The sequence below is a fragment of the Collinsella aerofaciens genome (assembly GCF_019131995.1).
Lineage (GTDB): Bacteria > Actinomycetota > Coriobacteriia > Coriobacteriales > Coriobacteriaceae > Collinsella > Collinsella aerofaciens_S.
Genome location: NZ_JAHONA010000015.1, coordinates 26,225 through 49,568 on the forward strand (window position 1 = coordinate 26,225; position 23,344 = coordinate 49,568).

Annotated in this window: 21 protein-coding genes; 3 read left to right on the forward strand and 18 right to left on the reverse strand. The window is 58.0% G+C overall.

The genetic code is table 11. From position 1 onward, the window contains the following. The first annotated feature begins 20 nt into the window (after positions 1–20). Positions 21–1,322 (forward strand): MGDG synthase family glycosyltransferase, encoded by a 1,302-nt coding sequence (locus KSY82_RS06235; protein WP_254881746.1) that lies wholly within the window; start codon positions 21–23, stop codon positions 1,320–1,322. Between the two features lie 391 nt (positions 1,323–1,713). Here KSY82_RS06235 and dut read toward each other — a convergent pair whose 3' ends face one another. The 3 genes from dut to KSY82_RS06250 are packed head-to-tail and all read right to left on the reverse strand — an operon-like array spanning position 1,714 to position 3,106. Continuing rightward, complete coding sequence (gene dut / locus KSY82_RS06240; protein ID WP_217750539.1) at positions 1,714–2,157, reverse strand: dUTP diphosphatase; 444 nt, start codon at positions 2,155–2,157, stop codon at positions 1,714–1,716. Between the two features lie 4 nt (positions 2,158–2,161). Further along, positions 2,162–2,605, reverse strand: coding sequence for a transcriptional regulator NrdR (gene nrdR, locus KSY82_RS06245; protein ID WP_022093781.1), 444 nt, complete (start codon positions 2,603–2,605; stop codon positions 2,162–2,164). Positions 2,606–2,656: 51 nt separating this feature from the next. Beyond that, positions 2,657–3,106 carry a LysM peptidoglycan-binding domain-containing protein gene (locus KSY82_RS06250; RefSeq protein ID WP_217750538.1) on the reverse strand — a complete coding sequence of 150 codons (450 nt, stop codon included), beginning with the start codon at positions 3,104–3,106 and terminating at the stop codon, positions 2,657–2,659. A 163-nt stretch (positions 3,107–3,269) separates the two neighbouring features. On the opposite strand from KSY82_RS06250, the gene lexA reads away from it, so the two are divergent. Continuing rightward, on the forward strand, positions 3,270–3,914 hold the full coding sequence (gene lexA, locus KSY82_RS06255) for a transcriptional repressor LexA (protein ID WP_040359862.1): 645 nt from the start codon (positions 3,270–3,272) through the stop codon (positions 3,912–3,914). Continuing rightward, positions 3,914–4,618: a heparan-alpha-glucosaminide N-acetyltransferase gene (locus KSY82_RS06260; protein WP_217750537.1), complete on the forward strand. Its 705-nt coding sequence runs from the start codon at positions 3,914–3,916 to the stop codon at positions 4,616–4,618. Before lexA ends, KSY82_RS06260 begins: the two co-directional genes overlap by 1 nt. Here KSY82_RS06260 and hflX read toward each other — a convergent pair. The 15 genes from hflX to KSY82_RS06335 form a co-directional block, all read right to left on the reverse strand. Further along, a complete protein-coding gene (gene hflX, locus KSY82_RS06265) occupies positions 4,603–5,892 on the reverse strand; it encodes a GTPase HflX (protein WP_217750536.1) in 1,290 nt (429 codons plus the stop codon). The two genes, KSY82_RS06260 and hflX, sit on opposite strands and share 16 nt — an antisense overlap. After that, positions 5,892–6,830, reverse strand: a complete 939-nt coding sequence (gene miaA / locus KSY82_RS06270; protein ID WP_217750535.1) for a tRNA (adenosine(37)-N6)-dimethylallyltransferase MiaA — start codon at positions 6,828–6,830, stop codon at positions 5,892–5,894. Before miaA ends, hflX begins: the two co-directional genes overlap by 1 nt. Further along, positions 6,830–8,200 (reverse strand): tRNA (N6-isopentenyl adenosine(37)-C2)-methylthiotransferase MiaB, encoded by a 1,371-nt coding sequence (gene miaB / locus KSY82_RS06275; RefSeq protein WP_217750534.1) that lies wholly within the window; start codon positions 8,198–8,200, stop codon positions 6,830–6,832. The genes miaA and miaB overlap by 1 nt, the downstream gene beginning before the upstream one ends. 45 nt (positions 8,201–8,245) lie before the next feature. Beyond that, positions 8,246–8,563 (reverse strand): stage V sporulation protein S, encoded by a 318-nt coding sequence (locus KSY82_RS06280; RefSeq protein WP_006235982.1) that lies wholly within the window; start codon positions 8,561–8,563, stop codon positions 8,246–8,248. A gap of 74 nt (positions 8,564–8,637) precedes the next feature. Beyond that, positions 8,638–9,723 carry an ATP-binding protein gene (locus KSY82_RS06285; RefSeq protein ID WP_006235981.1) on the reverse strand — a complete coding sequence of 362 codons (1,086 nt, stop codon included), beginning with the start codon at positions 9,721–9,723 and terminating at the stop codon, positions 8,638–8,640. A gap of 1 nt (position 9,724) precedes the next feature. Further along, the gene (gene rny, locus KSY82_RS06290) at positions 9,725–11,275 is read right to left on the reverse strand and encodes a ribonuclease Y (RefSeq protein WP_115596193.1); all 1,551 of its coding nucleotides are present in this window, start codon (positions 11,273–11,275) and stop codon (positions 9,725–9,727) included. Positions 11,276–11,532: 257 nt separating this feature from the next. Continuing rightward, positions 11,533–12,225 (reverse strand): regulatory protein RecX, encoded by a 693-nt coding sequence (locus KSY82_RS06295; RefSeq protein WP_217750533.1) that lies wholly within the window; start codon positions 12,223–12,225, stop codon positions 11,533–11,535. A gap of 11 nt (positions 12,226–12,236) precedes the next feature. Then, complete coding sequence (gene recA / locus KSY82_RS06300) at positions 12,237–13,385, reverse strand: recombinase RecA (RefSeq protein WP_022094695.1); 1,149 nt, start codon at positions 13,383–13,385, stop codon at positions 12,237–12,239. A gap of 257 nt (positions 13,386–13,642) precedes the next feature. Then, positions 13,643–14,173 carry a CinA family protein gene (locus KSY82_RS06305; protein WP_217750532.1) on the reverse strand — a complete coding sequence of 177 codons (531 nt, stop codon included), beginning with the start codon at positions 14,171–14,173 and terminating at the stop codon, positions 13,643–13,645. A gap of 12 nt (positions 14,174–14,185) precedes the next feature. Then, positions 14,186–14,734, reverse strand: coding sequence for a CDP-diacylglycerol--glycerol-3-phosphate 3-phosphatidyltransferase (gene pgsA, locus KSY82_RS06310; protein WP_006235973.1), 549 nt, complete (start codon positions 14,732–14,734; stop codon positions 14,186–14,188). Between the two features lie 99 nt (positions 14,735–14,833). After that, positions 14,834–16,183 (reverse strand): 30S ribosomal protein S12 methylthiotransferase RimO, encoded by a 1,350-nt coding sequence (gene rimO / locus KSY82_RS06315; RefSeq protein ID WP_217750531.1) that lies wholly within the window; start codon positions 16,181–16,183, stop codon positions 14,834–14,836. Positions 16,184–16,210: 27 nt separating this feature from the next. Continuing rightward, on the reverse strand, positions 16,211–16,708 hold the full coding sequence (locus KSY82_RS06320; RefSeq protein WP_006235971.1) for a YajQ family cyclic di-GMP-binding protein: 498 nt from the start codon (positions 16,706–16,708) through the stop codon (positions 16,211–16,213). A 26-nt stretch (positions 16,709–16,734) separates the two neighbouring features. Then, complete coding sequence (locus KSY82_RS06325) at positions 16,735–18,246, reverse strand: RodZ domain-containing protein (RefSeq protein WP_217750530.1); 1,512 nt, start codon at positions 18,244–18,246, stop codon at positions 16,735–16,737. Continuing rightward, the gene (locus KSY82_RS06330) at positions 18,246–21,026 is read right to left on the reverse strand and encodes an FtsK/SpoIIIE family DNA translocase (protein WP_254881747.1); all 2,781 of its coding nucleotides are present in this window, start codon (positions 21,024–21,026) and stop codon (positions 18,246–18,248) included. Before KSY82_RS06330 ends, KSY82_RS06325 begins: the two co-directional genes overlap by 1 nt. Position 21,027: 1 nt before the next feature. Continuing rightward, positions 21,028–22,698, reverse strand: coding sequence for a ribonuclease J (locus KSY82_RS06335; RefSeq protein ID WP_022094702.1), 1,671 nt, complete (start codon positions 22,696–22,698; stop codon positions 21,028–21,030). Positions 22,699–23,344: the final 646 nt, after the last annotated feature.

Sequence of the window (23,344 nt, forward strand, 5' to 3'; positions counted from 1 at the left end):
AAGCTGAAGGGGAGTTATCGATGGATCAAACGCAGACGGGCAATAGCGCTCCCCTGCCCATGCAAGCCACTCCCCAACCGGAGAAAATGACCGTTTCACCTGCACAAAAACCCCTAGTAACCATTGTGCACGCATCGGTTGGATCGGGCCATAAAGCCGCCGCCAACGCAATTGCACAAGCATTTGACCTTATCCGCGGCACCAAGGGAATCCCTGAGGATGTTGAGATCGAAGTCCTGGATATCCTCGATTTTGGACGCATTAGGTTCGATGGTAATAAAACAGCAGCGTCATTTACCGGCGCCACGCGTCCCATTTACGACCTGACCTGGCGATATACGCTTACGGGACATCTTCTCTGGGGTGGCGGCACAGCATGGTCACGTATTATGTTCCCTGCCTTCAACGAATATGTCCGCACCCGCAGGCCCATAGCCGTGGTTGCAACACACATTACGGCAGCCAACGTCGCTGTGGGCGCCCGCGTAATTACGGGTATCGATTATCCGGTCATCTGCGTACCAACAGACTATGAAGTCGAAGGCTTTTGGCCCCACAAGGACACTGACCTGTTCTGCGTGGCCAACGAGTTTATGGCCGAAACGCTGCGTCCGCGCAAAGTTCCCGAGTCAAAGATCCGCATAACGGGCATCCCCATCCGAGCCGGTTTCGATACCGATTACAAACGCGAGGATGAGCTGAGCAAGTTCAATCTCCCCATAGACAAAACCGTCGTATTGGTGATGGCCGGCGCCAGTTTGCCCCAACCATACGTGCGTTTCCGTGCCGCGATGGACCACACGCTCCCCTTCTTACGCAGCTTTGAAGACATGCACTTTGTCTTTTTACCGGGCAAAGATAAGGAATACGCCGCCCGACTCAAGACGCTCTTCGACGCCATGAAGCTCGACAACGTCACGGTTCTGGACTACGTGGACGACATGGCGGCCCTCATGCACGGCTGCGACCTGGCAATCCTCAAATCAGGCGGACTCACGGTCACCGAGTGCCTGTGCGCTCATCTGCCGATGATCCTGCTGGGCAAATCATACGGTCAGGAAAAGGCCAACACCACAATGCTCACCGGCATGGGCGCCAGCATGCATGTCACCACCGCACGAGAACTCATCGTGACGCTTCGTCACCTGCACGACCACCCTGAGTCGCTCAAAGCCCTACTCATCAACGGCGAAGTACTACGCCGTCCACGCGCAGCGGAGGACATCGCCATCGCAACCATGGAGCTCGTAGGCAAACCCCAAAAGCGCAAACGAGCCTTCTGCCGCTTCTACTGGGGCGATAAACCCGCGCATATTCGCTAGGGTCTTAATGTCCGCTAGCCTGCGGGAGGCCCTATATATCATCCCGTGCTCAAACATTCTCGCTTCGCTGCGAAACTGCGCGCGGGACGATATATAGGGCCTCCCGCAGGCTAGCTGCGTTAACGTACTAGCAGCTATACCAGATTCCCCACCAGTAAAATCTGCAAAGGGGAACCAAAAATATAAATACAGTAAGCCGACGCTACAAGGGGACGGTCCCTTTGTAGCGTCGGCTTACTAGAAAAGTAAATATTGTTTCAAGCGAGTAGCCGCCCGCCCGCCTCTCACACATATCGTTCCACGCGCAGTTTCGCAGCGAGCGAAGCGAAGCAAGAATGTTTGAGCATGGAATGATATGTGTGAGAGGCGGGCGGGAGGGATACGAGCGCCCCTAGGCGACGCCGGAGGAGCCGAAGCCTCCGTTGCCTCGGTCGGTTTCGTCTAGTTCTTCTACTTCTATGAGGTTGACCGTGGGGACTTCTTGGATGACGAGTTGGGCTATGCGGTCGCCTTTGTTGATTTGAATGTTGTTGGAGGGATCCAGGTTGATGAGGATAACCTTGAGTTCTCCTCGGTAGTGGGCGTCGATGAGGCCCGGCGTGTTGACTATAGACAAGCCCTGCTTGATGGCCAAGCCGCTGCGGGGCTGGACGAAGCCGGCGTAGCCATCGGGCAGGGCGATGGCCAGCCCGGTAGAGACCAGACGGCGTTCGAAGGGCTTCAGGACGCAGTCCTCGTTGGAGCGCAGATCCAAGCCGGCATCGGTGGGATGGGCGTATTTGGGAAGCTCGACGGTGGGATCGAGACGCTTTATGTTGAGGGTAATGTTGGACATGGAATCACCTTAGCTTGTCGAGCTCTTGCAGAAACTCATCGACGTCTTTGAAATCGCGGTAGACCGAGGCAAAGCGGATGTACGCCACCTTGTCGATCTTGGCCAAGCGTTTGAGCACCATGTCACCCAACTCATGCGACGTGACGGCCGTCAGCGTGCGAGAGCGCAGCTCGACCTCGATGTCGTCGATAATCTCATTGAGCTTCTTAGTGTCGATATCACGCTTGATGGTGGCGCGCATCAAGCCGACGAGCAGCTTATTGCGATCGAACCGCTGCTTAGTTCCGTCCGACTTAATGACCTCAATTGGGTCTTCGCATCGCTCGAACGTTGTAAAGCGGTAGTTACACGAGCAACATTCGCGACGGCGCTTAATAGTGTTATTTGACTCCTGCATACGGGAATCAACGACGCGGGTATGTGCCTTGCCGCATTTAGGACAGCGCATGGTACCTCCTCTTAAACGATAACAAGGGTAGCATGCGCAGCGCGATAATGATTACGAACGAGCAGGAACCTTAAGATGCGCACCGGCGGCGAGCGAACCATGCTCCAGATGATTGACGTTACGGATCATGTCGGAAGTCTCTTGCGTGGAAAGGCCTTCGATTGGATATTCCTCGGCAAGCGACCAAAGAGAATCACCAGGCTGAACGCGAATGGTCTCGTAGGTAACGTTGGAAACGGACTCGGCATACGCGGCGTGACGAGCGCTAAAGACCGACGTAGCGAGGACAAAAAAGAGCGTGAGCGAAACGGCGACGGCAACAATCGTCGAGACCTTCAGGGCAGCGGGAGTCGGCGCGGCAACAGCATACTGAGTGCGAGCAGACTTTACGGGCAAAGGCTGATAACCGGAACGTCCACCCTTGACAACAGTAAAAGCGGGCGCGGCAGGCGTCTCGAGCTTAAGGGCGAGGTTTCCCTGGACCATATTCGTTGCGTTCATCATGTTCTCCTCTCGCGTGTTTTGCTGAGAACAGTTTTATCAAGCCGCGCGGACAAAAATGTCTAGCGCGAGAACGAATGTTCGGTTATTATTATCTTCGAACAGTTGTTCCTGTCAAGCACAATTCGAACATTTGTTTGACATGGGTAGAGAGGATGCCCTGATGGCTCGCAAAATTACCAAGCGTCAGCAGCAAATTTACGACTTCATCAAGGAATATCAGCAGGAGAAGGGTTATCCGCCCAGCGTGCGCGAGATGGCTTCTGCCGTGGGCCTTTCCTCCCCCAGCACCGTGCACGCCCATCTATCTGCTCTGGAGGCGCGCGGGCTACTCAAGCGCGATGCCACCAAACCGCGCGCCCTGGAACTCTTTAACGAGGACGGTTCCTCTGTCTCAATTTCTAAATCTGACGAGCCCACCGCGCCTCGCGGAACGGTCTCGCTACCGCTCGTTGGTCGCGTCGCGGCTGGGATTCCCATTCTGGCCGAGCAGAATATCGAAGACACTTTTACTATCCCGACCGAAATCGCCACCGATCAGGGTTCCTTTATCCTTGAGGTGCATGGGAGCTCAATGATCAATGTCGGCATCTTCAATGGCGATTACATCATCGTCCGTGAACAAAAGAGTGCCATGAACGGCGAAATTGTCGTGGCCATGATTGATGGCTCAGCGACCGTCAAGACGTTCTACAAGGAGCAGGGACGCGTACGCCTGCAGCCCGAGAATGACACCATGGAGCCTATCTATGCAACGAATCCCGTTATCTTGGGCAAAGTCGTCGGCTTGATGCGCCGGTTCTCGTAATGCAAAAACGCATCACTATCTTTGATACCGTCCGCGGGTTTACGATGATTTCAATGGCAGGTTTTCACGCTTGCTACGATCTCGCCTACCTGTACGACTGGGATATGCCCTGGTTTACCCAGACTGTCTTTCAAGACATCTGGCGCGCCAGCATCAGCTGGGTATTTTTGTTTATCGCGGGTTGGATGTGCACCCTTTCGCGCAACAATGCTAAACGAGCGGCCAAATACGCTGCCGCAGCTTTGGTCGTCTGGATTGCAACAACGCTCGTATCGGTCGACGATTCAGTGAACTTTGGCATCATTTATTGCATGGCGACGTGTACCGCTGTGGCAGCCGTAGCACGACCGATGCTTAAGAAAGTGCCTAGCACGTGGGGCATTACGATATGCCTCGCTCTCTTCGCAGCGACATGGGGCATCCCGAAATCGACCTATTCATTCTCCTATTTGGCGTGGCTAGGATTTCCCGGCCCCTGGTTCGTTTCAGGCGACTATTATCCAATCATCCCGTTTATATTCATGTACCTCACAGGATACTTTGCTGCGCGCACCGCTCAAAGATGTGAACATCCCGCCCCAAGCTGGGCCTACGCCAATCCCGTCCCGGCGCTCGCCAGCCTTGGACGTCATGCACTCCCCTTTTATCTGCTGCATCAGCCCATCATACTGGGCATTTTGGAGCTCGCCTACTCGGTGCGATAACGCTCGAGCCGCGGTGCAATACGAGCCGGCAGTTTCGCCACAATACGAACGCCATCCTCAAGATATTCCTCGTGCAAAAGGGTCCCCTGCTCATGCACGAGCGTGATGAGCGCACCTTCACGATACGGAATGTCGGCTGAAAGCAGTACATCGGTGGCAGCTGCCTCGCGAGCAATGCGATCGACGAGATCGTCGAGTCCCTCGCCCGTCTGGGCTGAGAACAGAACGGCCTCGGGATAGCGACGACGGAAACTCAATCGATCAACGCTATCGAGAAGATCGGTTTTATTGAACACCGTAAGCGTCAAACGCTCGCCGGCACCGATCTCATCAAGCACGCGGTCGACAGCCTCCAGCTGCCGCTCATAGTCCTCGTCAGACGCATCTACGACTTTGAGAATTAGATCGGCACCCAACACCTCGGACAGTGTCGATTTAAAGGCATCGACCAGACCATGCGGCAGCTTTTGAATAAAGCCGACGGTATCGGTGATCGTCATGCCGCGACCGCCGGGCAGGCGATACGAACGCGTCGTCGGGTCGAGCGTAGCAAACAACTTGTCCTGCGAAAGTACCGTAGAGCCGGTCAGACGATTGAGCAACGTCGATTTACCGGCATTGGTATAACCGGCTAACGCGACGCGAAACACCGGTGACTCAATGCGGCTCTTGGATTGAACATCGCGACGCTGTTCAACCTGCTTGAGCTCACGACGAAGCGCAGCGATCTTATTACGAATGAGGCGACGGTCGACCTCGAGCTGACTTTCGCCCTGACCAAAGCGTGAGCCGATGCCGCCGCGCGTCTGTTCCTTGGCGAGGTGGCTCCACATGCCACGCAGACGAGGCAACAGATATTGAAGCTGTGCCAGCTGTACCTGTAGGCGTCCCTCACGCGTCTGAGCATGAAGGCCAAAGATATCCAAGATCAGTGCCGTACGATCGATAATCTTTACCGGCTCGCCCACGGCTTTCTCCAAATAGGATTGCTGCGAGGGCGTCAGGTCGTCGTCAAAAATAACGACATCGGCATCCATACGATGCACCAGGCCGCACAGCTCTTCAACCTTACCGGAACCGATAAACGATTTTGGATACGGCTTAACCAGACGCTGTGACAAACGCGCCACACACTGGGCGCCAGCCGTATGGGCTAGGCGCTCAAGCTCGTCAAGCGAACGATCAAGCGGCCACGCATTGTCGCGCCACTCAACACCAACTAATATGGCACGCTCGGGCTCGGGTGCCGTGGAAACAAGGGGAAAACGGGCCATTAGGCAGCCTCAATACGATGCAGGATGTCCTCAACGACCTCATCGATCGTAAACTCGTCCATATCGAACCACACGACGCGGTCATCGCGTTTAAACCACGAAAGCTGACGTTTGGCATAGCGACGCGAACGCATCTTAATGAGTTCGCGAGCCTCATCCATAGAAATCACGCCATTGAAAGCATCAATGATCTCTTTATAACCAATTGCCTGCATCGACGTCAGGGCATCTCCCAGCCCCTGGTCCATAAGACCGCGGACCTCATCGACAAGACCCTGCTCAAACATCAGATCGACACGCAGGTTAATGCGCTCGTAGAGAACCTCGCGATTACGCGTCAGACCAAACCATAGAGCATGATAATGCTCGCGCGGAACACTAAACTGCGACTTTTGCTGCGCGTAGGACACACCATCATCGTGCATTTCGAGCGCCCGAATCACGCGACGAACATTATGGGGGTGGATGACCGCAGCGGACTCGGGGTCACGCTCGGCAAGCAGCGCGTGCAGCGCTTCCTCGCCTATGCGCTCGGCAAGTTCCTGATACCCCGCGCGACGATCGTCCTCAAGCTCGCCCGAGGGAAAATCCATCTCATCCAGGGCGGCCTTGAGATATAGCCCCGTACCTCCGCAAAAAACCGGCAGACAACCCGAACCAATGAGACGTTCAACATGCGCGCGAGCGTCAGCCTGATAAAGCGCAGCAGAATATGCCACACCCGGCTCTACAATGTCGACGAGACGTAGCGGCGCCGTACACTCATCGGGCGTCATCTTTGCGGTACCGATGTCCATGCCGCGATAGATTTGCATCGCATCGCACGACAGCACTTCGGACGAAAGACGAGCGGCCAAACGGTCGGCAACATCACTCTTACCAACCGCCGTCGGACCGACGATCGCAACGGCGGAAAGACCTGCCCCGGAAGAAACCATTAGCGCGGCTCGCCCACAACGGAGCCGGACAAATACCAGGTCTTGGCAACGTCAACGTCAACATCAACGATCTTGCCAACAAGCTGATCGATGCTGTAACCCTCGGGGATAGGCGCATGCACGGTCTGATTCTTGGGACTCTTGCCCAGCAGGACCGCGTCGTTCTTTTTACTCGTTCCCTCAATGAGCGCCGGAACCACAGTATGAAGTTCACCCTGGTTATACTCATGTGCCGTGGTCTCGATAACCTTAACCAGGCGGTTGAAACGCCCGAGAATAACCTCATGCGGCGTAGGATCGTCAATCTCTGCGGCCGGGGTACCGGCGCGCTTGGAATAGATGAAGGTATAGGCCTGGGCATAGCGGACCGTCTCGGCAAGTGAAAGCGTCTGCTCAAAGTCTTCTTCAGTCTCGCCCGGGAAGCCAACGATAATGTCAGTCGAGAGCGCGATATCGGGCATGCGGTTGCGAATGCGATCGACCAGGCCCAGATAGTCCTCGCGTGTATAACGGCGATTCATCTCTTTGAGGATCCGCGTCGAACCTGACTGGACGGCCAGGTGCAGCTGCGGCATAACAGCAGGCGTCTCGGCCATGGCGTCGATGGTCTCGGGCAGCAGATCCTTGGGATGCGAAGACGTAAAGAAGATGCGCTCCACACCCGTATCGCCCACGGCACGCAGCAGATCGGCAAAACGCGGCTTGCCAAACAGATCGCGACCATATGAGTTAACGTTTTGGCCCAGCAGCGTAATCTCACGCACGCCCTGGCGCACCAAACCGGTCACCTCGTCGACAATCTCCTCGAAGGAGCGGCTCTTTTCGCGACCGCGCACGTACGGAACGATGCAATAGGTACAGAAATTATTGCAGCCCGTCATGATGGGCACCCAAGCGTGATACTGGGTCTCGCGATGCCACGGCATGCTCATGGCATCCGTATCCTCATGCTCATTGGTGCGGATATGACGCTTGCCATCAAGGAACGCCTCGGCAATGAGCTCTGCCACATGTGCGATGGAATGCGTACCAAAGATGACATTGACGTTATCGACGTTGGTGAGCAGGCCCTCGCCATCGCGCTGCGCGATGCAACCACCAACGGCAACCACACGCTTGCCCGAAGGCGAAGGCGGCAGGCTTTTACAGGAATTGCACTGGCCGTACAGGCGAGTATCGGCGGCCTCGCGCACGCAGCATGTCATGAAGACAACAATATCGGCATGCTCGGGATCGAGCGCCATGAGGCAACCATGCGAATCGAGCAGACCGCTCACACGCTCGGAGTCGTGCTGATTCATCTGACAGCCAAAGGTGCGGATAAAGTAGGTTTTACCGGCAAGAATATCGCGTACGGAACGCTGGTCCATGTGCATAAGTCCTAACGATGGGGAGCGAAACGAGGCAAGCAGAAGCTATGCCACAGGCTTAACATCATCCATGACGACGTTATCCATAGCAGCTCGATTGATCTGGTGAACGTAGATAGAAAGGCGGATGGCCGTGCGCGACTCCCCGTTAATGAGGATGTCGGAGAACACAGGCGCGCAGGAAATATCAAAACCGGTTGGAATCAAAAAACCGCGCGCGATAGCAACGGCCTTAATGGCCTGGTTGACAGCACCGGCACCGACACACTGGATGTTGACGGGTACACCATCCTTGACCATGCCGGCGATGGCGCCGGCAACGGACGCGGGCGATGATTTGCTTGATACCTTCAGGCAATCCATGAAGAAACTCCTGCGTTTAAAAGTACGTTTTAACTGCAATAACTTTATCGTACCGAGTGGACTCGGTAAAGGCACTATTCCTCTTTGGCAAGATCGAAGGTCACGGTGATACGATCACGCGAAACACGGATCTTTGGGTCGCCGCAAAGATTGAGATAGTACCGGGCGGCAAGGTCATTAAAGTCGCGCTCCACAGCACGCGAAAACTGTGCCATGTCATCCTTGGCAATACGCAGCCCACGACGATCCTTCGCGAGATCGACAGGAGCCGGCGCATGCGAGGATGAGTCACGCTCGCGCAGCAGACGCGCAGTCACACCGCGAACGGGCTTAATCTGCCCTGCCAAAATGCGATGGGCCGTGCGCTCGGACATTTCAAGACCCAAACCCGAACAAATACGAATAAAGTCCTCGGCATCAGAGGCAAGGCCTAAACGATCGACAACCGGAAGCTCGCTCTCATCATCAATAAACAGGAGACGAGACGTATCGAGCCGACTTGACGCCTGAGCATAAAGGGTCGCGGCAATCTCAGACGGAGAACCAAGATAGACATCGCAACCACGCAACTCCTCGAGCGCAAACTCACAGGCAGCGCGAATAATATTATGCGGACCGCGAGCACAGACATAACGTCCGTCCTCATCCTTGACGGCCTGGGGCCAGCTGGACTGATCGGCACGCTCGCTGAGGCGGTCGGCCGCAACGCTCACCTTAAAGGCTGAGCCAAGATCGACACCAGACGTGACCACGCGGGCCTCGTCGGTGTTCTGCTTGATCGAAAACAATGCCATGCCACGACCGTGAACGCCCCAACGGTCCATCTTCATGCTCTCGAGCTTTGAGGTAACGCGAGCATCGAAGATTCGCTCTTGCATATCCTGCGGAACACCCGAGCCGTTATCCAGAAAGACAAGCGTGCGGACGCCATCTTCCTTGGTCGTGGCGAGATAGACCTTGTCGGCGCCGGCATCGCGAGCATTACGGAGCATTTCGATGACGATATCCTCGACATGCTGAATGTCGTGCTTTGCCTGGCGCCGCTCGGCCTCCGAAACGCGGAGGCGGACATACCCCTCGCCAAGGTTCTCCTCGACGCGAAGGTTGCCCTCCCCCGACATCGACGCGATAAATGAGATGAGCTCGTTCGCGTCGCTCATATTATTTAGCGATATCGACAGCGCGGCTCTCGCGAATCACGACGACGCGCACCTGACCGGGATACTCCATCTCTTCCTCGATCTGATGGGCGATATCGTGAGCCAGAACCGTGGACTGGGCATCGGAGATCTTGTCCGGCTGAACCATGACGTGGACCTCGCGACCGGCCTGCATGGCATAGGTACGCTCGACGCCGTCATGAGAGTTGGCGATCTCCTCGAGCTTCTCAAGACGCTTGATGTAGTTCTCGGCAGACTCGCGACGGGCACCGGGGCGAGAGGCAGAGACAGCATCGGCGGCCTGCACCAGGACATCGAGCACCGTGTTGGGGTCGACATCGGCATGGTGAGCCTCGATAGCGTGGACGATAACGGGCTTCTCGCCATAACGGCGGGCAAGCTCAGCGCCGATGACGGCATGCGGCCCCTCGACGTCATGGTCGATTGCCTTGCCCAGGTCATGAAGCAGGCCGGCGCGCTTGGCGGTCACAACGTCCAGGCCAAGCTCGGAAGCCATCACGCCGCAGAGATCAGAGACCTCGAGGGAGTGCTGAAGCACGTTCTGACCAAACGAAGTACGGTAGCGCAAGGCACCAAGGGTCTTGACGATCTCGGGGTGCAGGTCGTGGATGCCGGTATCGAAGGCAGCCTGCTCGCCAGCCTCGCGCACGCGCTGCTGAACCAGGTCGGCAGCCTTGTGATACATCTCCTCAATGCGGGCGGGATGAATGCGGCCGTCAGCAATGAGGTTCTCGAGGGCAACACGGGCGGTCTCACGACGGACCGGATCGAAGCTCGAAAGAACGACGGTCTCGGGCGTGTCGTCGATCACGAGGTTGACGCCGGAAACCTGCTCGAAGGTGCGGATGTTGCGACCCTCGCGACCGATGATACGGCCCTTGAGGTCATCAGAGGGAATGTGCACGGAGGTAACGGTGACCTCGGCAGTGTGGTCGGCAGCGCAGCGCTGAATCGCCAGGGACAGAATCTCCTGGGCGGTCTTGTGGCACTCTGCGCGAACCTGCTGCTCGGACTCGCGAATGATCGTGGCGGCCTCGTGGGTGACCTCGCCGCGAACCTTATCGAGGAGCTCCTTGTGGGCATCCTCGCGGGTAAGGTCGGCGATACGCTCGAGCTCGGAGGTCTGCTTTGCGCAGAGCTCCTCGAGCTCACGGGAGCGCTTCTCGACCTGACCGGCCTGGCTGGACAGCTGGTGCTCACGCTTGTCAAGAGCGTCGTTTCGGCGATCGAGGGACTCCTCGCGCTGCATCACACGGTTCTCGAGCGTACGAATCTCGCTCTTACGCTGCTTGTCCTCGGCCTCGGCGGCCTGCTTGTTCTTGATGATCTCCTCTTTAGCCTCGAGCAGAGCCTCTTTTTTGAGGGTCTCGGCCTGACGCTTAGCATCACCGATCAGGGACTCAGCCTGTGCGTGTGCCGACTGGATCTTTTCGTCGGCCTCGTGAAGACTACCCTGCTTGGCGGTGCGCATGTAGGCGATGGCGGCGATGGCACCCAAAACGATGCCAACGAGCGCTGCGATGATAGGCATGCTCACTCCTTTTTATGGATTCGTTACACAACAAAGCGAACCGTCCTTACGAACGGCTCGCGACATTTGAGTAATATGGGCGCAGCTTATGCGGGTCGGATACAGATAAACATATAAACAAACTCATCACAGATGAGCACATATCACAAAGCAAATGACAGTGTTTATCGTACGTTGAACCACAACAACTGTCAAATAAATGGCCCCGGCACGGCGGCTAAAACGCGGTGAACGGCAGGGCCACAAAACGCATACGCCTAAACCGCACATTCCTCGCGTTCGGCATCGAGGCGTGCCTTAACGGCATCGGCGGCGATGTGATACGAGAAGCCCTTGCCCATCAAAAACCGAACCAGTTTTTCGAATCCGCGCGTCTCTGGAACACGCCGCTTGGCGAGTAGGGCTGACGCACGCGCCAAATCGTCTTCGACGGCAAAATAATCCTCGGGATAACCGGGAATGTCATCGAGCACGACATGACGGCGCTTGAGCTCGGTCTCGATTTTGCGCTGTCCCCAACCGCGCCGCTTGCGCTCCTCGATAAAGTACGAGCAAAAGCGGTTCTCGTCTAAAAAGTGATATTCGGTGGCGCGCTCGACGGCGAAATCGATCGCGGGCTGGTGAAAGCCGTAGCGAGCCAGCTTGTCACGGACCTCACCCGTCGCATGGTCGCGGCGCGATAACATCTCGGTCACCATGGTAAGCGCACATTTACGCTCGATGAGCTGCACCGCCTCACGAAAGTTGTCCCAATCACAGGGAAGATCGGGGCGGTTTTTGACATACAGCCGCGCGACCCGCACGGGAATCCAAATGGACCGCTCAAAACCGCCCTCAAGCTCACAATCGATATGTGCGCAAGGCTTTTTGGACGCATACCCGCTCGAGAACGAGGAGGCCGCCTTCTTGTCGGGAAAGACGACCGTGGCCTCGGTCACCGTATACGACATGAGCGTAACCGCTACTCGTCGTCATCATCGAGCATGGCGGAACCATCGATGGCGTAAAGCTCGTCAAACTCCTCAGGCGCAGGCTGATCGGTCAGCTCGACCTCGGACGGAGCATCGTCATCAAACTCAAGTCCGCAGGCAAGGCGGACCTTATGCTCAATCTCGTCGGCACAATCGGGGTGTTCGCGCAGGAACGCCTTGGCGGCCTCGCGACCGTTGCCGAGCTTGTCCTCGCCATAGGCAAACCAGGAGCCCATCTTCTTGCAGATGCCGCACTCGACAGCCATGTCCAGAATCGAGCCCTCCTTAGAGATGCCCGTACCGTACATGATGTCGAACTCAGCAGAACGGAACGGAGCCGCCACCTTGTTCTTAACGACCTTGGCGCGCACGCGGTTACCGATAACCTCGTCCTTAAGCTTAATGCTGTCGATGCGGCGAATGTCGATACGAACCGAAGAGAAGAACTTAAGGGCGCGGCCGCCCGTCGTAGTCTCGGGGTTGCCGAACATGACGCCGATCTTCTCACGCAGCTGGTTAATGAAGATGCACGTCGTGTTGGACTTGGACAGCGAGCCGGCGAGCTTGCGGAGCGCCTGGCTCATCAGGCGAGCCTGAAGACCGACCGTAGTGTCGCCGATTTCTCCCTCGATCTCGGCACGCGGGGTCAGCGCGGCGACGGAGTCGACGACGATGGCATCGATGGCACCAGAACGCACAAGCATGTCAACGATTTCGAGCGCCTGCTCACCCGTATCGGGCTGGGAAATGAGCACCTCGTCGATATCCACACCGATGCGCGCGGCATACGTGGGATCGAGCGCGTGCTCGGCATCGATAAATGCCACAACGCCACCCATTGCCTGGGCCTCGGCCAAGATCTCGAGCGAAAGCGTCGTCTTACCGGAGGACTCGGGACCGTAGATCTCGACGATTCGGCCGCGCGGCACACCGCCGATACCCAGAGCGGCATCGAGTGCCAGAGCGCCCGTAGGGATGGCCTCGACCTCGAGCTCGGGGCCACCGTCGCCGTACCTCATGATGGAACCCTGGCCGAATTTCTTCTCGATCTCGGCCTTGGTGGTGGCGATCATCTCATCGCGCTCTTTACCCGTCGTGCGAGCATGAACGGTACGTACGGGACCTGAATTCTTGGCCATGAATAGCCCTCCTCTTAACAACCTGCATCGATAATAAACGAACGGCTGTTCGTGGTCAACCGTTCAAATAAATCATATGCAGGCGGTCTTTCCAAAAACCAACCAAACGCCGACCAAACACTGACCAAATGCTTGACCACAAAGGACCAAATATGAACAAGGCAGGCAAAATTACATCTACAACCAGCACAAACGCCAAATGAGCCTAAGGTCCCTATCTCCACAATTAAGGGGCCCGGAGGCCCCTTAAAACACGTCTATTCCATAGAATCGAGCACGCAGACAATGCGACCCAGTGCCTCCGCGACCGCATGGGCACGAACACACGAACGATCGCCCTCATAGCGACAACGAATGGAGTCCACAACCGGCACGCCCCCATCGGCAGAACGATGCGCCCAGCCAATATAGAAAGTGCCCGCCGGATCGTCCTCAGTACCACCGCCGGGGCCGGCATAACCCGTTGCGCTCACTGCAATATCGCTCTGGTACAACTCCAGCGAACCCGACGCCATCTCGCGCGCAGTTTGGTGCGACACCGCGGTGTAGCGGTCGAGCGTCTCCTGCTCAACACCCAGCACGCGATGCTTAATCTCATCGCAGTACGTCACCGCACCACCGCGCAGCACCGCCGAGGCACCAGGGATATCGGCGATCGTCGAGGCGATCATGCCAGCTGTCAGAGATTCAGCCGTCGAAACCGTCACGCCACGTAAACTTGCACGCTCGACAATATCGCGCGCCAGCTCCTCGTTATGTGCGGAAATCTGCTCAAAAGAGTCCGTCATACCCAACAGGACCTAGACCGAAAAGACGATCTTGCGGCAGTTCCAGAAGTACTGGGCGCCCGAGATAACGGTCAGGACAACGGCAACGGCGTACAGGAAGCGCGACACCGAGTAGATGCCGAGCGTCAGCGCCACCGGGCCAAGGTGCAAGCCGGCCATAGCAAAAACGCACAGGTAACCGCAAATGGAGACCATCGTGGTTGCCGTCTTGTACTTACCGAGCTTATCAGCCGCAACGACCACACCGGCCGCACTCGCGACCATGCGAAGGGCGCTCACCAGAAGCTCACGGAACAGGATAATGAACACGGACCACACGGTCACCGCGCCAAAATCCAAGAACAGCAGCAGGGCCGAGAACACGAGCAGCTTATCGGCGATGGGGTCCAAGAACTTACCGAAGTCGGTGATCTCGTTGCGCGAACGCGCCAGATAACCGTCGACCTTATCGGTGCACGACAGGATCACATACAGAATGAAGGCAGCGGCGGCGAGCGGGCCGTCGAAGGTGCTCCAATCCGTACCGGCAACACTCGTGTGAGAAAGCGCCGACACGATCATGAACACCGGGATAAAGACGATGCGAACGCACGTCACGATGTTGGCGGGCGTCCAAACACTCGTCAGTTCCTTATTGCTCTCGTTTGCCACGATGCTCTCCTACTCCACAACATGGCCGATAAGCTCATAGCAGAAGCTATCGGTAAACTCGACAGTCAGAATATCGCCCACGGACGCCTCGCTGGCGTCCAAGTGGACCGCGCCATCGGAATCGGGCGCCTGGAACCAGGCATGGCCGATCAGCTCGGCGCCGTCCTCGGTTTCTTCGATACCGTCGACGATCACCTGGGCGCGCTCGCCCACATGTGCGGCGGTGGCGGCAAAACCGAGCGACTCGGCCAGGTCCATGGCCTCCTGGGCGCGCTCGAGCTTGACCTCTTCGTCGACCTGACCCTCCATCTTAGCGGCCAGGCTGCCCTCCTCCTGCGAGTAGGCAAAGACGCTCGTGTAGTCAAAGCCGACGGTGTCCATAAAGTCGATAAGGTCGCGGAACTCGTCGTCGGTCTCGGTCGGGAAGCCGACCATAGCCGTGGAACGGATCACGATGCCGGGGATACGCTCACGCAGATCGCGGAACAGGTCCTCGAGCTCCTGGCGCGAACCGGAACGGCGCATAGCCTTGAGGATGCGCGCGTCGCAGTGCTGCACGGGGATATCGATATAGGGCAGCACCTCGGGCGTATCGCGAATCGTATCGATAAGCTCATCGGTCATGCCCTCGGGCTGCAGATAGAGCACGCGGACCCAGACGTTGTGCGGGCGCACGGCCTCGGCGACGGCACGCAGCAGCTGCGCCAGATTGCGCGGCGAGCCCTCGGCGACATCCTCGTCAGTAAAGTCGGTGCCCCAAATACCCGTGTCCTGGCCGATCAGCACGATCTCGCGCACACCGCCGGCAACCAGGTCGCGTACCTCGGAGATAATGCTCTCGGCATTGCGCGAATGATAGCGACCGCGAATATAGGGGATCATGCAGAAGCTGCAGAAGCGGTTGCAGCCATCGGAAATCTTGACGTAAGCAACGGCGCCCTCGACGGTACGCTTGACCTGAGGGATATAGGCTGCGATCTCACGCACGACACCCAGCACGCCATCGATGACCGCCACGATGCCGTCCTCCTCGTCGGCCTTCACAAAGGCAGCGACCTCGGGCAGCTCGTCAGGCAGGTCGTCGCCATAGCGCGACGGCACACAGCCGCACATAACGATGGGGCAAGAACGAACGCCGTCCTGAACCTCGTTGGCGAGCTCGAGCGTGGTCTCGATGCTCTCGGACGTTGCGGAGGCGAGGAACGAGCAAGTATTGACGATGGCGATATCGGCATCCTGCGGGTCGAATGCCTCCTCGTAGCCCGCGGCGGTCAAAAGAGAACGCATGCGGTCGGTGTCAACCTCGTTCTTAGCGCACCCGAGGGTGATGTAGAGCACGGAGCCCAACGGTGTATCCATGTTGGAGAGCAGTCCTTTCGATTGATATTAGCGGTAGTTGGTGAACTGCAGCGGCTGGCCGTAGTCCTGGTCGCGCAGGAACTGGATCACGGTCTGCAACGCGTCCTTCGAAGCAGAGGAAACACGCAGCTTATCGGCCTCGATGGTCACCTTGACCTTGAGCTTTTGATCCTTGATGTCCTTGTTGATCTTCTTGGCGGTCGCCTGGTCGATACCCTCGACGATATGGCCGAGCACGCGCACGGTGCCGCCCGATGCCGCCTGCGGAGCATCCCACGAGACAGCCTTGAGGTCGATGCCGCGCTTGATGAGCTTGGAGCTCAGCACGTCGACAATCTGTTTGGAGACAAAGTCGGCCGGGGCGTTGATCGTAAAGAGCTTGTCGCCCTTCGAAAGCTCGATCGTGGCGCCGGAATCCTTAAGGTCATAGCGCTGGGAAATCTCGCGCGTGGTCTGCTGGAAGGCGTTGTCGACCTCTTGCATGTTGACCTCGGACACGACGTCGAAGCTGGAATCTTTAGCCATGATGTTTCCTTTCGCGTACGAGCTGCTTAATAGCTATCGTACGAATAGTCGGTAGAATCGGTGGGCGTCTGACCGTCAGATGCGGTATCGGCGCCATCCGTGGACTGGGCATCGGTGCCGTCGGTGGTGTCGGTACCATCGGTGGTGTCGGTACCATCAGAACTTTCACCATTCTCGGAATCAGTCGTCTCCTTCTTGGGAACGGTGATCGTCACACGCGCCACGCCCGAGGTCTTGGTATCGTAACGAACCTTTTCACCGTTCTTGGTAACGGTGACATCGGAAGGCTTGGACGTGGTGATCTCGATCGAGGACTCGGGCGAGTACTCCTGCTCAAAGGGGCCAGTCGCTTGGGCGCCATAGACCGACTTGCCGTCGACCTTGACCTCAATCCACGCGGTCTTTCCCTTGGCAACGGAGACTTTGACCTTCGTGACCTCGTTCTCTTCCTTCTTGGCCGTCGTCTTGGTAGCGTCCGAGTCAGTCGACTCATCCGTCGCCTCATCGGTGTCTTCGTCCTCGTCGACCGTTTCGGTCTTCTTAGAAGACTTCTTGGTCGTCGTCTTGGTAGCAGTGGGCGTCTCGGGCGTGGTCTCGGGCGCCGAAGATGCGCAGCCGCGCAGAAGCACCACGATGAGCACAATCAACAACAGCGCAACGGCACCGATGCCGGCGTAGACGATACGCGGATCGAGCCCGTTGTTTTGAGGAGTACGTGATCCGCCGCGTCCACGATTGGAACTGCTGCGGCCGCCTCCCTGAGGCATACGACCACGATTGCTATCGGAACGGCCGCGATAGCCACCCTGGCCCTGAAGGCTGCGCTGACCCGAGCGGGGCGCAAGTTCACCGCGGCCTTGATAGCCACGCTGGCCCGAACGAGGCGCCGAGGAGCGCTGGCTAAAGGTCTGCGACTGAGAGCGAAGGCGAGGCGTCACCTGCGTAGTATCGGCGTCTGCATAGCAGCCGCGCGGACGAACGGAAGAAGCGCCACGGTACCCGCGATCGGAATAACCACCATCGCCGTAGCCGGCACGAGGGTCACGTGCGACACCGCGGGCAGCGGGGAGTGCGCGCTCCTCGGGCGCCGGCGTGCTGCGAAAGCGATCGCGCTGGGAACGAATCTCCTCGCTCGAACCCGTCTCGGTAACATAGCCAGCCTGCTGAGGGCGCTGGCCATAACGTGTCGAACGCCCACCCTGAACCATCAGGAAGCGGCCGTTGTCGACCGAGGAACGCGAATTGACGTAGCCGGCGGCGTCCTGAAAACGACCGCCCTGCTGCGACGTCTCGCGCTCATATGCCATCAGATCGTCAAAATAAGCGTTGACGACCTCCCGCGGATTGAGGCCCAAAAAGCGCGCATAGCTCGAAATCATGCCCTGCGCATAGCCGCGCGGAGGCATCGATGCAAAATTGCCATTCTCGAAAAACTCGATGATCTGCGGCCTGATTTTGATGGTGTTGGCGACCTGCTGAATGGAAAGGCCCATTCGGCGACGCTGCTCGAGCAGCATGTCACCAAAGCGTGCAGCCATCAGAATCCTCCAAACTCACGATCTTCACGTGCCATCTCGGCGTCGACGGATTCCAGCGCGGCAAGGCCTTCTTCATCCAGTAGGACCTCGCGCGGCTTGGAACCGTCGGGCGGTCCGACGACACCCTTTTCTTCCAGCATGTCCATAATACGCCCGGCGCGCGCATAGCCAACCTTCAGGCGGCGTTGCAGGCCAGATGTGGAGCCCAGCTGCGATTCCACCACAATATGGGCGGCTTCCCAGATAAGCGGATCGTCGTCCTGAGGCTCGGCAACGCCGGTGCGCACGATCCCGCCGCCACCTGCCATGGACATGGAGGCAGGTGCCACAGCCGACAGAATCTCCTCATGGTAGTCGGGCTCGCTTTGCGACTTGACGAACTCGACAATCTCGTTGATCTCGTCATCCGAAACAAAGCAGCCCTGGATACGGCGGGGCTTGCCCCAGTCGACCTTTGAGAACAGCATGTCACCCAAGCCGGTGAGCTTTTCGGCACCCATCTGGTCGATGATGACGCGGGAGTCGATGCCCGTTGCGACGTTGAAGGCGATACGGTTGGTAATGTTTGCCTTGATGAGACCCGTCACCACGTTAGAGCTCGGACGCTGGGTCGCCACGATAAGGTGGATACCGGCGGCACGGCCCAGCTGGGCGATACGCACAATCGACGCCTCGACGTCCTTGCCGGCAACCATCATCAGGTCCGAAAGCTCGTCGATGATGATGACCAGGTAGGGCATCTTTTGCGGCGGGTTATCGTAATGCTCAAACTCGCCGGCGGCCTGCTTTTCGTTATAGGTCGAGATCTTGCGCACGTTCAGGCGCTCGAAGACCTTCAGGCGGCGCTCCATCTCGGACACCGCCCACTGCAAGGCACTCGCGGCCTGCTTGGGCTCGGTCACTACGGGCACGTAAAGATGCGGCAGGCCGTTATAACCTGCGAGCTCGACGCGCTTGGGGTCGACCATGATCAAGCGAACGTCCTCGGGGAGCGCGCGCATGAGCAGGGTCGTGATGATGGAGTTGATCATGACCGACTTACCGGAACCCGTGGTACCGGCGATCAGCAGGTGGGGCATCTTGGCGAGGTCAGCGACGACCGGCGTGCCCTCTGCGTCGCGGCCGATGGCAAGCTCGAGCGGACCGCCCTTAACATAGGGCAGCACGTCGCCCAAGTTGACGTTCTGACGCTTGCGATTGGGAATCTCGATACCCACGAGCGAGGTGCCGGGAATCGGCGCAAAGATACGCACGGACTGAGCAGCAAGCGACAGCGCGATGTCGTCCTCAAGGCTCGAAATCTTGCTCACGCGCTCGCCCTCGCCGGGCTGCAGCTTAAAGGTCGTCACCGTGGGACCGGCAATCCAGCCGACAACGCGAGCGCTACGGCCAAACTCAAGCAGCGTGGACTGCAGCGACTCGGCGGTCTGTTCCAGCTCCTTGTCCGAAGATGCGGCAGAAGCGGACTGAGGGTTTGCATGCAGGATTTCGAGCGGCGGAAGCTTAAGGCCGTCCTCTTCTTCGCCCTCGTTATCCGCGGGGGCATTGTCCGCTCCCCCATCGCTCGAAGTAGACGCCTCGGCAGCGCTCGCAACAGACGCATCGGCAACCTTGGGATGCTTGAGGAAATCAGGAATTTGAGGGGCGGCCGAGACGGGATTCACGGCAAACGGCGGCTCGGACTCGTCGACCTTGTCCGGATCGTCCTCCATCGAAAGCTGGCCGGTCACCTGGCCGCGCCTGGCATGGCGACGCGGCAGCAAGGTCGTCTTGGCAGTCTCGATCGGAGCCTCGTCGTCCTCGTCATCGCCCTCGGTAAGCTCAATCTCGCTCTCGGACCAAGACGGGTCGGGTTCACTCGTATTGAGCTTGGGAGCCGTCTTGCTCTTCTTGGCATGACGGCGCGGCAGCAGCGTCGTCTTGGCGCGCTCGGCCTCCACGGCATCGGACACGTCGACAAACGGATCCTCGTCCTCGTCGTCATCGTCCAAAACCAGGTCATCATCGTTGCCCATCACCGTGGTCACGGCGATATCGGAGCCCTTTTGACGAAGAATGCTCAGGTGCGGACGGGCAACGCCGGGCACCGACAGGGCTTCGTCGTCACCCCACGGACTCGCGTTGACGTCGGCACGACGGCGCTCGGCAAAATCGGCCGCACGGTCGCGGGCAGAGCGCAAAACGCCGCCCACCGAAAAGCCGATGATGACAAAGCCAACGACGGCCAGACCCAATAGGACCACCATTGCGATAGGCTTACCCAGGGCATTCTGCAATGCACTCGCAATAAACGCACCGATGTAGCCACCCGAGGCGGACAGGTTTTGCAGCGTGAACATAAGGTCGCACGAGTCGCTCGTACCCGGCACCATCAGCGAAAGAATGGAGACGACGGCGATAAAGACCACGGCACCGCCCGCAACAGAGCGCACGTTGAGCGGCGAATCCTCGCCTAAAAAGAGCGTGGCGGCAAACAGCAAAATGACAATCGGCAGCACGTAGGCGCCCAGACCAAAGCCCAGGTGGTAGAAACCGGCAACCGCAGCCGTAACGGGTGCGGTCGCCGGCGAAATCACGGCAATGAAGGACGCAATCGCCAAAACGGCAATGACCACGCCGGCGATATCGCGGTTGGCCGAAGGCTCGACCAGGGGCTCAAAATCGTCGAAGTCGGCCTCGTGACCTTTATTGGCACGAAGATGGGAACCGGCACCCTTAGCAGATGCCGGTTGGTTGTTGGCTTTATTGCCTTTGGCGTTTTGTGCAGATCCGCGCGCCAAACTAAACCTCCATGACGACCGGGATGATCATCGGACGAGTGCGCGTACGGCTCCAGATAAAGTTAGAGAGTGAGTCGCGCACGGCCTTGCGAATGGCATCGGAACCGCTGCTGGTGAAGCTGAACTTGCCCTTCTCGATCGTCTTCATAATGGATGCGGAGGCATCCTCGGAGAACTGATCGTCGATGGCAAAGGAGACGCCGCGGCCCGAGAACTCGATAGCCTCGATCTTCTTGTGCTTGAGCGAAACGATAGCGACAGCCGTGACCATACCGTCGTTGGCAAGCTTCTGACGATCGCGCAGGACGATGGGGTCGGTATCACCGATGCGCAGTCCGTCGACATAGACGACGCCAGACTCGACAGGCGTACCGCGCTTGACGATACCGCCACGCATCTCAAGCGTATCTCCGTTGTCGAGGATAAAGATGTGATCGTCCTTGAGGCCCATCTTGCGTGCAAGCTGAGCATGGGCGCGTAGATGCACGGCCTCGCCGTGGACCGGCATAAAGTACGTAGGCTTGGCCATGGCCATCAGGAGCTTGAGCTCCTCCTGGCTGCCGTGACCCGAGACGTGAACGAGGGCGCGGTTCTTATCCCACACGTCGCAGCCAAGCTTGGCAAGGCTGTTGACGACCTGCTGAACGGCCTTCTCGTTACCGGGGACCGGCGTTGCCGAGAGGATGACGGTATCGCCCTCGTGGATGGAGAGCGTCTTGTGCTCGCCGTTAGCCATGCGCGAAAGGGCCGACAGAGGCTCGCCCTGCGAACCGGTGCACATGACGACGATCTTGTCGTCGGGCAGGTTGTCAATATCGAAGGCATCGATGATATCGGCGTCATCGATGTTGAGATAACCGAGCTCGCGCGCCACGCGGGTGTTGGTGAGCATGGAACGACCGGTCACGACAACCTTGCGGCCGCACTTGCGGGCGGCGTCGCAGATCTGCTGCAGACGATGGATGTGGCTCGAGAACGACGCGACGAACACGCGGCCCGGAGCATTCTTGATGGCATGCAGCAGATTGGGGCCAACCTCGGCCTCGGACTTGGTAAAACCGGGGACCGTGGCGTTGGTGGAATCGGACAGCAGCAGGTCGATGCCCTGCTTGGCAAAGCGGCTGATAGCGGCATAGTCGGGCGTGACGCCGTCGATGGGCGTCTGGTCGAGCTTAAAGTCGCCGGTGTGCATAACAGTGCCCTGGTTGGTGCGGATGAACACACCCAGAGCGCCCGGGATTGAGTGCGTCATCGAGAAGAAGTCGAGCGAAATGCCACCCAGATTGACGTGGCTGCCGCCCTTGACCTCACGGAACTTGGGTGCACGAATACGAAACTCGGAGAGCTTACCCTCGATAAAGCCAAGCGTCAGCTTGCTCGAGAAGATGGGCACCTTGTTGTTGAGGTCCTGCAGCAGGTACGGAAGCGAACCGGTGTGGTCCTCGTGGCCGTGGGTGACGACGATACCGCGGAGCTTCTCCTCGTTCTCCAGAACATAGGTGTAGTCGGGAAGCACCAGGTCAATACCGGGCTGGGAATCGTCGGGGAACATGAGGCCAGCGTCAACGAGCACCATGTCGTCGCCGCATTCGAAGACCGTCATGTTCTTGCCGATGCCGTCAAGGCCGCCGAGCGGGATGATCTTCAAGGGAGATGATTTTTTAGCTGCCATAGGTTAGTGTTGTTTCCTTTCTTCGAAACGGGTCTGAAACAACCGACGGGGCGCTTCTGGCAAACCGACCGCCGGGAACGTACAAACATGCATCACAGAGTCGATGCAATAACCACAGTATGATACCCATTTGCACAACAACAGACCACCCATGCATCAAAGCCCCATCTGAACCTGTGTATCCCGCCGGTCAGGGCTCAGCGGCCCCGGCGCGGGCTAAGTTTCCTGCTCTACAGTCCTGCTCACGACGGAGGCCACATAAGTGGCCTCCTGTTCGTGCGGAACTCGCGATAAACTTAGCCCGTGCCGGGGCCGCTGAGCCCTGACCTGCCAATATGAGATAGGTTTATTTTGGTAGGTTTTATCAGGGGAAATACTGCTGTGTCTATCTACTGATCTGAAATCTGACTACTGAATAGACTGTCTAACTAAATAGCGAGCGGCACTAACCAGCCCTTTTGCTTGCGCCCGGGAGGGCCGCATATGAAGTTTATCGCGAGTTCCGCACGCAAAGGAAAGCACTTAATGTGCTTTCCGTCTTGCGCAGGACTGTAGAGCAGGAAACTTCATATGCGGCCCTCCCGGGCGCAATGAACTGCCTCCCATTTCTTGGACATGAGAAATGGGAGGCTTTCTTTATGCGCGT

Excerpts from the sequence above, each read along its gene's own strand:
- nrdR (WP_022093781.1), bottom strand. The coding sequence starts at position 2,605 with ATGCGCTGTCCTAAATGCGGCAAGGCACATACCCGCGTCGTTGATTCC.
- hflX (WP_217750536.1), bottom strand. The coding sequence starts at position 5,892 with ATGGCCCGTTTTCCCCTTGTTTCCACGGCACCCGAGCCCGAGCGTGCC.
- KSY82_RS06335 (WP_022094702.1), bottom strand. The coding sequence starts at position 22,698 with ATGGCAGCTAAAAAATCATCTCCCTTGAAGATCATCCCGCTCGGCGGC.
- KSY82_RS06295 (WP_217750533.1), bottom strand. The coding sequence starts at position 12,225 with ATGTCGTATACGGTGACCGAGGCCACGGTCGTCTTTCCCGACAAGAAG.
- dut (WP_217750539.1), bottom strand. The coding sequence starts at position 2,157 with ATGTCCAACATTACCCTCAACATAAAGCGTCTCGATCCCACCGTCGAG.
- KSY82_RS06280 (WP_006235982.1), bottom strand. The coding sequence starts at position 8,563 with ATGGATTGCCTGAAGGTATCAAGCAAATCATCGCCCGCGTCCGTTGCC.
- KSY82_RS06260 (WP_217750537.1), top strand. The coding sequence starts at position 3,914 with ATGCAAAAACGCATCACTATCTTTGATACCGTCCGCGGGTTTACGATG.
- rny (WP_115596193.1), bottom strand. The coding sequence starts at position 11,275 with ATGCCTATCATCGCAGCGCTCGTTGGCATCGTTTTGGGTGCCATCGCC.
- miaB (WP_217750534.1), bottom strand. The coding sequence starts at position 8,200 with ATGGACCAGCGTTCCGTACGCGATATTCTTGCCGGTAAAACCTACTTT.
- KSY82_RS06285 (WP_006235981.1), bottom strand. The coding sequence starts at position 9,723 with ATGAGCGACGCGAACGAGCTCATCTCATTTATCGCGTCGATGTCGGGG.
- pgsA (WP_006235973.1), bottom strand. The coding sequence starts at position 14,734 with ATGATCGTGTCGGCGCTTTCTCACACGAGTGTTGCCGGTACGGATTGG.
- KSY82_RS06250 (WP_217750538.1), bottom strand. The coding sequence starts at position 3,106 with ATGAACGCAACGAATATGGTCCAGGGAAACCTCGCCCTTAAGCTCGAG.
- KSY82_RS06325 (WP_217750530.1), bottom strand. The coding sequence starts at position 18,246 with ATGGCTGCACGCTTTGGTGACATGCTGCTCGAGCAGCGTCGCCGAATG.
- KSY82_RS06235 (WP_254881746.1), top strand. The coding sequence starts at position 21 with ATGGATCAAACGCAGACGGGCAATAGCGCTCCCCTGCCCATGCAAGCC.
- KSY82_RS06320 (WP_006235971.1), bottom strand. The coding sequence starts at position 16,708 with ATGGCTAAAGATTCCAGCTTCGACGTCGTGTCCGAGGTCAACATGCAA.
- recA (WP_022094695.1), bottom strand. The coding sequence starts at position 13,385 with ATGGCCAAGAATTCAGGTCCCGTACGTACCGTTCATGCTCGCACGACG.
- miaA (WP_217750535.1), bottom strand. The coding sequence starts at position 6,830 with ATGGTTTCTTCCGGGGCAGGTCTTTCCGCCGTTGCGATCGTCGGTCCG.
- lexA (WP_040359862.1), top strand. The coding sequence starts at position 3,270 with ATGGCTCGCAAAATTACCAAGCGTCAGCAGCAAATTTACGACTTCATC.
- rimO (WP_217750531.1), bottom strand. The coding sequence starts at position 16,183 with ATGGATACACCGTTGGGCTCCGTGCTCTACATCACCCTCGGGTGCGCT.
- KSY82_RS06305 (WP_217750532.1), bottom strand. The coding sequence starts at position 14,173 with ATGACGGACTCTTTTGAGCAGATTTCCGCACATAACGAGGAGCTGGCG.